Annotated in this window: 7 protein-coding genes; 1 reads left to right on the top strand and 6 read right to left on the bottom strand. The window is 57.2% G+C overall.

The window, feature by feature from the left end; translation table 11 throughout:
- Positions 1–790: 790 nt before the first annotated feature.
- The 4 genes from DCO47_RS25140 to DCO47_RS25125 form a co-directional block, all read right to left on the bottom strand.
- Complete coding sequence (locus DCO47_RS25140) at positions 791–1,519, bottom strand: dienelactone hydrolase family protein (protein ID WP_116659160.1); 729 nt, start codon at positions 1,517–1,519, stop codon at positions 791–793.
- A 69-nt stretch (positions 1,520–1,588) separates the two neighbouring features.
- On the bottom strand, positions 1,589–3,493 hold the full coding sequence (htpG, locus tag DCO47_RS25135) for a molecular chaperone HtpG (protein WP_042607640.1): 1,905 nt from the start codon (positions 3,491–3,493) through the stop codon (positions 1,589–1,591).
- An 81-nt stretch (positions 3,494–3,574) separates the two neighbouring features.
- Positions 3,575–4,027: a PaaI family thioesterase gene (locus DCO47_RS25130; RefSeq protein WP_065615118.1), complete on the bottom strand. Its 453-nt coding sequence runs from the start codon at positions 4,025–4,027 to the stop codon at positions 3,575–3,577.
- Entirely contained in the window at positions 4,024–4,500 is a 477-nt protein-coding gene (locus DCO47_RS25125) for a PaaI family thioesterase (RefSeq protein ID WP_116659159.1), read from the bottom strand. The genes DCO47_RS25130 and DCO47_RS25125 overlap by 4 nt, the downstream gene beginning before the upstream one ends.
- Before the next feature lie 158 nt (positions 4,501–4,658).
- Here DCO47_RS25125 and DCO47_RS25120 point away from each other — a divergent pair, with 158 nt between their 5' ends.
- A complete protein-coding gene (locus tag DCO47_RS25120) occupies positions 4,659–4,895 on the top strand; it encodes a hypothetical protein (protein WP_007959016.1) in 237 nt (78 codons plus the stop codon).
- A gap of 62 nt (positions 4,896–4,957) precedes the next feature.
- Here the strand turns inward: DCO47_RS25120 and DCO47_RS25115 are convergent, their stop codons facing one another.
- Both DCO47_RS25115 and DCO47_RS25110 read right to left on the bottom strand, forming a co-directional pair.
- Complete coding sequence (locus DCO47_RS25115) at positions 4,958–5,359, bottom strand: MAPEG family protein (RefSeq protein WP_065615116.1); 402 nt, start codon at positions 5,357–5,359, stop codon at positions 4,958–4,960.
- The gene (locus DCO47_RS25110) at positions 5,359–6,096 is read right to left on the bottom strand and encodes a DUF599 domain-containing protein (protein ID WP_042607589.1); all 738 of its coding nucleotides are present in this window, start codon (positions 6,094–6,096) and stop codon (positions 5,359–5,361) included. Before DCO47_RS25110 ends, DCO47_RS25115 begins: the two co-directional genes overlap by 1 nt.
- Positions 6,097–6,192: the final 96 nt, after the last annotated feature.

Genomic DNA, 6,192 nt, shown 5'->3' with positions numbered 1-6,192 from the left:
GTCACAACGGATATCGGACTCCGGTAGCAATGGAAGCCTTGGCAGCATGAGAAATGACCTAAACCCTATAACCGTGTCCAGTATCGTTTGACCAGAACAGAGGGAGAGGGAGCCGACCGAGGTGTCTTGCGTTATACATCGACCTGAAAAATCCCGGCGATTATGGATTCGCCTATTCACGTTCAGGTCGACGTCACTCCCGAGCCCCCCCCAATCAGTCCCCTCTCCCAGAAGTACAGGGAGCCGAACGAGCTGGCTTGCGTCATACAAAGACCTGAAAAGTCCCGGCGATTATGGATTCGCCTATTCACGTTCAGGTCGACGTCACTCCCGAGCACCCCCCAATCAGTCCCCTCTCCCAGAAGTAGAGGGAGCCGAACGAGCTGGCTTGCGTCATACAAAGACCTGAAAAGTCCCGGCGATTATGGATTCGCCTATTCACATTCAGGTCGACGTCACTCCCGAGCCCCCCCAATCAGTCCCCTCTCCCAGAAGTAGAGGGAGCCGAACGAGCTGGCTTGCGTCATACAAAGACCTGAAAAGTCCCGGCGATTATGGATTCGCCTATTCACGTTCAGGTCGACGTCACTCCCGAGCCCCCCCCAATCAGTCCCCTCTCCCAGAAGTAGAGGGAGCCGAACGAGCTGGCTTGCGTTATACATCGACCTGAAAAATCCCGGCGATTATGGATTCGCCTATTCAAGTTCAGGTCGACGTCACTCCCGAGCCCCCCCCCCCAATCAGTCCCCTCTCCCTCCGGGAGAGGGCTAGGGTGAGGGGCTTTTCGCTTTTAGCCGTTGAACACTTCATCCAGCAGATCATGCATCGACTTGAACGCGCGCTTGGCGGTCTTTGCGTCGTACATCATCTTGCCCGGCACATTGGCGTGCGGATCGGTAAACGAGTGCACCGCACCGCCGTAGCTGAGCAGTTGCCAATCGACCTTCGCCGCGTTCATTTCATCTTCGAACGCCGGCAGTTGCTCCTTCGGCACCAACGGATCGGATGCGCCATGCAGCACCAGCACCGAGCCCTTGATGTTCTGCGCATCCGCCGGATTCGGCGAATCCAGCGTGCCGTGGAATGACACCGCCGCTTTCACAGGCGCGCCAGTGCGAGCCAGGTCCAGCGCGCAGCAACCACCGAAGCAGAAACCGAACACCGCCAGTTTCGACGTATCAACCGTTGCTTCGCCCTGGCTTTGCAATTGCTCGAAGGCCACTTGCAGACGTTTGCGCAGCAGCGCACGGTCGTCCTTGAGCGGCATCATCGCTGCCAGCGCCTCATCAGCATTCTGCGGACGCACGGTCTGGCCGTAGACATCTGCGATCAGTACCACGTAACCCTCGGCTGCCACCGCTTTGGCGATGTCTTCGGCACCGGCGCTGACGCCCATCCAGTTCGGCGCCATCAGCAAACCCGGGCGCGCGGCCTTGTGCTCGGCGTCGAAGGCAAGGCGACCTTCATAGGCATGGCCGTCGATCTGATAGACCACGGAACGTACAGTGACTTGGCTCATTTCTGACTCCTGATTGGGTAGACACCAGAACGAAAAAACCCGCCGAAGCGGGTTTTTCCTACAACGTGATCAAACCGACAGTTCAACCAGCAGCTTGTTCAGACGGCGCACATAAGCGGCCGGATCCTTCAAGCTGTCGCCCGCAGCCAGGGCGGCCTGATCGAAGAGGATGTGCGACAGATCGCCAAAACGCTCTTCGCTCTGCTCGCCATCGAGTTTCTCGATCAGCGGGTGGCTTGGGTTGAATTCGAAGATCGGCTTCGAATCCGGGACTTTCTGCCCGCTGGCTTCGAGGATCTGGCGCATTTGCAGGCCCAGGTCCTGTTCGCCGATGGCCAGAATGGCCGGCGAATCGGTCAGACGATGGGATACGCGGACTTCAGCCACGGAATCGCCCAGCGCAGTTTTCAGACGCTCGACCAGACCTTCTTTGGACTTGGCGACTTCTTCTGCAGCTTTCTTGTCCTCTTCCGAGTCCAGGTTGCCCAGATCGAGGTCACCACGCGCCACGTCGACAAAGGTCTTGCCGTCGAACTCGCTGAGGTAGCTCATCAGCCACTCGTCGATGCGGTCGGTCAACAGCAGCACTTCGATGCCTTTCTTGCGGAAGACTTCCAGGTGCGGGCTGTTCTTGACCTGCGCGTAGGTTTCGCCGGTGAGGTAGTAGATCTTGTCCTGACCTTCCTTGGCGCGTGCCAAGTAGTCAGCCAGACCGACAACCTGCTCGCCGTCGTCGCCCTGGGTCGATGCGAAACGCAGCAGACCGGCAATTTTCTCTTTGTTGGCGAAGTCTTCTGCCGGGCCTTCTTTCATGACCTGACCGAAGTTCTTCCAGAAGCCCTTGTATTGCTCAGGCTCGTTCTTCGCCAGTTTTTCCAGCATGTCGAGCACACGCTTGGTCAGCGCGGTTTTCATCGAATCGATGATCGGGTCTTTCTGCAGGATTTCCCGCGACACGTTCAGCGACAGGTCATTGGAATCGACCACGCCTTTGATGAAGCGCAGGTACAGCGGCAGGAACGACTCGGCCTGATCCATTACAAACACACGCTGCACGTACAGCTTCAGGCCCTTCGGCGCTTCACGCTGGTACAGGTCGAACGGCGCGCGGGCCGGCACGTACAGCAGCGAGCTGTACTCGAGCTTGCCTTCGACCTTGTTGTGGCTCCACGACAGCGGATTCTCGAAGTCGTGAGCGATGTGTTTGTAGAACTCCTGGTATTCCTCGTCCTTCACCTCAGTGCGCGGACGGGTCCACAAGGCGCTGGCGCGGTTGACGGTTTCCCATTCAACGGCAGGAGCCTCTTCGCCTTCGGCCGGGGTAACTTCCTTCGGCAGTTCGATCGGCAAAGCGATGTGATCGGAATACTTCTTGATGATATTGCGCAGACGCCAGCCATCAGCGAATTCATCTTCACCGGACTTCAGGTGCAGGACGATGCGGGTGCCGCGCTCTGGCTTGTCGATGGTGGCGACTTCAAACTCGCCCTCGCCTTTCGACGACCAGTGCACGCCTTCGCTGGCATCGGTGCCGGCGCGACGGCTGTAGACATCAACCTTGTCGGCAACGATGAAGGCCGAGTAGAAGCCCACACCGAACTGGCCGATCAGGTGCGAATCTTTTTTCTGATCGCCGGACAGGTTTTTCATGAAATCGGCGGTGCCGGATTTGGCGATGGTCCCCAGGTGGGTGATCACATCGTCACGGTTCATGCCGATACCGTTGTCTTCGAGGGTGACGGTCTTGGCGTCCTTGTCGAAGCTCACACGGATTTTCAGGTCAGCGCCACCTTCGAGCAACTCAGGCTTGGCCAGGGCTTCGAAGCGCAGCTTGTCGACAGCGTCAGAGGCGTTCGAGATCAATTCGCGCAGGAAAATTTCCTTATTCGAATACAGCGAATGGATCATGAGGTGCAGCAGCTGCTTTACCTCGGTCTGGAAGCCCAGGGTTTCCTTTTGAGTTTCCACACTCATGGTCATCAAACTCCAATCAGATGGCATTGGCCGCGACCCGAATGGTCTGCGGCGGGTTGTCATCTGAGTTGGGGGCGCTGTTCAGGATTTCAAGGGCTCATCGATTTTGAAGTGCGCGCGGGCGGTGGCGATCGGTTCGCCCTCGGTACTCTGCCACGCAGTGACCGCGACGTTGGCCACGCGCCGGCCCTGACGGCAGACCTGACACCTGGCCCAAGTGTCGCGAAACTGCCCGGCGCGCAGGTAATCGAGGGAAAAATCGATGATCTTCGGCACACCCGGCGTGCCGGTGAAAATCAGCAAATGCAGGGCTGCGGCCAGCTCCATGAAGCCGGCAATCACCCCGCCGTGGATGGCCGGCAATAAAGGGTTACCAATGTTGTCCTTGTTCGCCGGTAACTTGAACAGCAGCTCATCGCCGACCCGCGAACATTCGATACCTATCAGCCCGGCATAAGGGATCAACGCCAGCAGCGGCGCGTAATCGCCCTGCGCGTGGGCCTGTTGCAGCTGTTCCCGGAGGTCGTCGCTCATTGGCCGGCTCCCTTGATCGCGCCCGCGAATCCTCTGCTGCCCTTCAGACCAGTGCCCATGCGCATGAACGTGCCGACGACATGGGCGATCGGCTGCTCGGGATTGTCCTGATAGGCGAAACCACGGGCAAAGATCACGTCAGTGGTGACGCGGTAGCACTGGGCAAAGCCGTACACGGCTTTGTTCGGTTCAGCGGCGTGCATGTAGTCGATGCGCAGATCAAGGGTCGGACAGACTTCGAACTCCGGCAGTACGCACAAGGTCGACATACCGCAGGCGGTGTCCATCAACGACGTAATGGCGCCGCCATGGATGACTCCGGTTTCGGGATTACCAATGATTTTTTCGCTATAGGGCAGGATCACTGTCATGCCTTCGCTGGAGGCACTGTGTACCTGCAGACCCAAGACCTGACAGTGACGCAATGCCGATAAAAAACGCGTGGCGCGCTCAAAAACGGGGTTTTCGGCCATGTGATAATTACTCGCGTTTGGGCCTTGTGCCAGTAGTGAGAAAAGCGGCAAAAGTTCCGTGATAAAACAAACTTATATATCTGAAACAAATGAGGAACTTAACCCGTAGCGCCGAGTTCTTAAGGCCAGTAGTTATTTTCCATAAGGAGATACACCCCATGCGTAAGACTTTAGCTATTGCCTTGATGTTGACCGCTTCCCTCGGTCTCGCTGCCTGCGATAAAAAATCCGAGGACAAAGCTCAAGATGCCAACCAACATGCTGAGCAGGCTCAGCAAGACATGAACAAAGCTCAGGATAAAGTGAACGACGCAGCAAAAGAAAACGCCGAAGCTGCCAAAGCTCAGGCTGAATCGAACGCCGCTGCTCAAGAAGAAGCCGCCAAAAAGCAATAAGCTTTCTGGTGTGAAAAGAAAACCCGCCAAGTGCGGGTTTTCTTTTGCCTGCGATTTACCGGTTATAGCAACACGGTTCTAAAAGTCGGACTAATCATCAGCAACAACGAGCAGATGAAGCCAACTAGCCACATCAGGCTGCGTAACTTCGCCAGGTCGGCCAGATAGAACCACAGATAGAGGATTCGCGAGATCACGAAGATGATCGCCAGCGCATCGATCAGCCAGCCTGCGGTTTGCGTGGTGTGCGCCATCAGCACACCGACGGCGAACAGGATGAAGGCTTCGATGCTGTTCTGATGGGCCGCCAGCGCTCGCGCACCGAAGCCGGTCAACTGTGCCTGCTGCTGACGGGGCTGATGATTGTCATAGCCACCCTGCTCTTTCATGGCCTTGGCCACCGGCATGCGCGCCACATAAATCAATAAAGCACTGATAAACACACACCAGAACGGAATACTCATCAAACAGCCTCTTTGTTTGCCTCAGGGACGGGCGCCTCTGTAGGGGTATAGACCATGACATCGAGAACGTCGGAATGAAACTCGCGGCGATACAAAACCACCACGACGCCCGCGCTCATGATCATGAATAACCACGGGCTGACGAACCACGCCAGCATGCTCATGCCGAAATAGTAAGAACGCAGGCCGAAGTTGAACTGGTTGGCCGCCATCGAGATCACCCGCGCCGCACGTGATGCGAACGCCTTGCGCTCCTGCTCGGTGACCTGGCGCTCGCCGATCATCGGCGCCGAACCGACCAGAATCGCGGCGAAGTTGTACTGCCGCATGCACCAACTGAACGTGAAGAACGCGTAGACGAACACCAATGCCAGACACAGCAATTTGATCTCCGACATGCCCTGCGACGCCTGCTGCACCATCGGAATATCCGCCAACAACGACACGGCCCGTTCTGACGCACCGAGTACGGTGAGGATACCGGCGAGAATGATCAGCGTGCTGGAGGCGAAGAACGAGGCGTTGCGCTCCAGATTGCCGATCACGCTGGCGTCGGCGATGCGGTTGTCACGCAGGAGCATGCGACGCATCCAGTCTTCGCGATACAGGTGCAATACGCTGGCCAGACACGCCGTGTCGCGGGCCTTCCAGGAGGCATAACGGGTGTAACCGCCCCAGCAGATGACAAACCAGACAGCGGCGAGCAGGTGGATCAGATTGGCTTGGATGAACGACATGCAATTCCCTGTGAAATGTAAACGCTGTACACCTGTAGAAGTGAGCCTGCTCGCGATAGCGGTTTGTCAGTCAGCATGGTGTTGACTGACAAACCG

This window comes from Pseudomonas sp. NDM (assembly GCF_003105095.1).
Lineage (GTDB): Bacteria > Pseudomonadota > Gammaproteobacteria > Pseudomonadales > Pseudomonadaceae > Aquipseudomonas > Aquipseudomonas moraviensis_A.
This window is presented reverse-complemented; position numbering and strand designations above follow the sequence as displayed.

Coding starts and splice junctions, on each gene's coding strand:
- DCO47_RS25125 (WP_116659159.1), bottom strand. CDS start 4,500: ATGGCCGAAAACCCCGTTTTTGAGCGCGCCACGCGTTTTTTATCGGCA.
- DCO47_RS25120 (WP_007959016.1), top strand. CDS start 4,659: ATGCGTAAGACTTTAGCTATTGCCTTGATGTTGACCGCTTCCCTCGGT.
- DCO47_RS25110 (WP_042607589.1), bottom strand. CDS start 6,096: ATGTCGTTCATCCAAGCCAATCTGATCCACCTGCTCGCCGCTGTCTGG.
- DCO47_RS25140 (WP_116659160.1), bottom strand. CDS start 1,519: ATGAGCCAAGTCACTGTACGTTCCGTGGTCTATCAGATCGACGGCCAT.
- DCO47_RS25115 (WP_065615116.1), bottom strand. CDS start 5,359: ATGAGTATTCCGTTCTGGTGTGTGTTTATCAGTGCTTTATTGATTTAT.
- htpG (WP_042607640.1), bottom strand. CDS start 3,493: ATGAGTGTGGAAACTCAAAAGGAAACCCTGGGCTTCCAGACCGAGGTA.
- DCO47_RS25130 (WP_065615118.1), bottom strand. CDS start 4,027: ATGAGCGACGACCTCCGGGAACAGCTGCAACAGGCCCACGCGCAGGGC.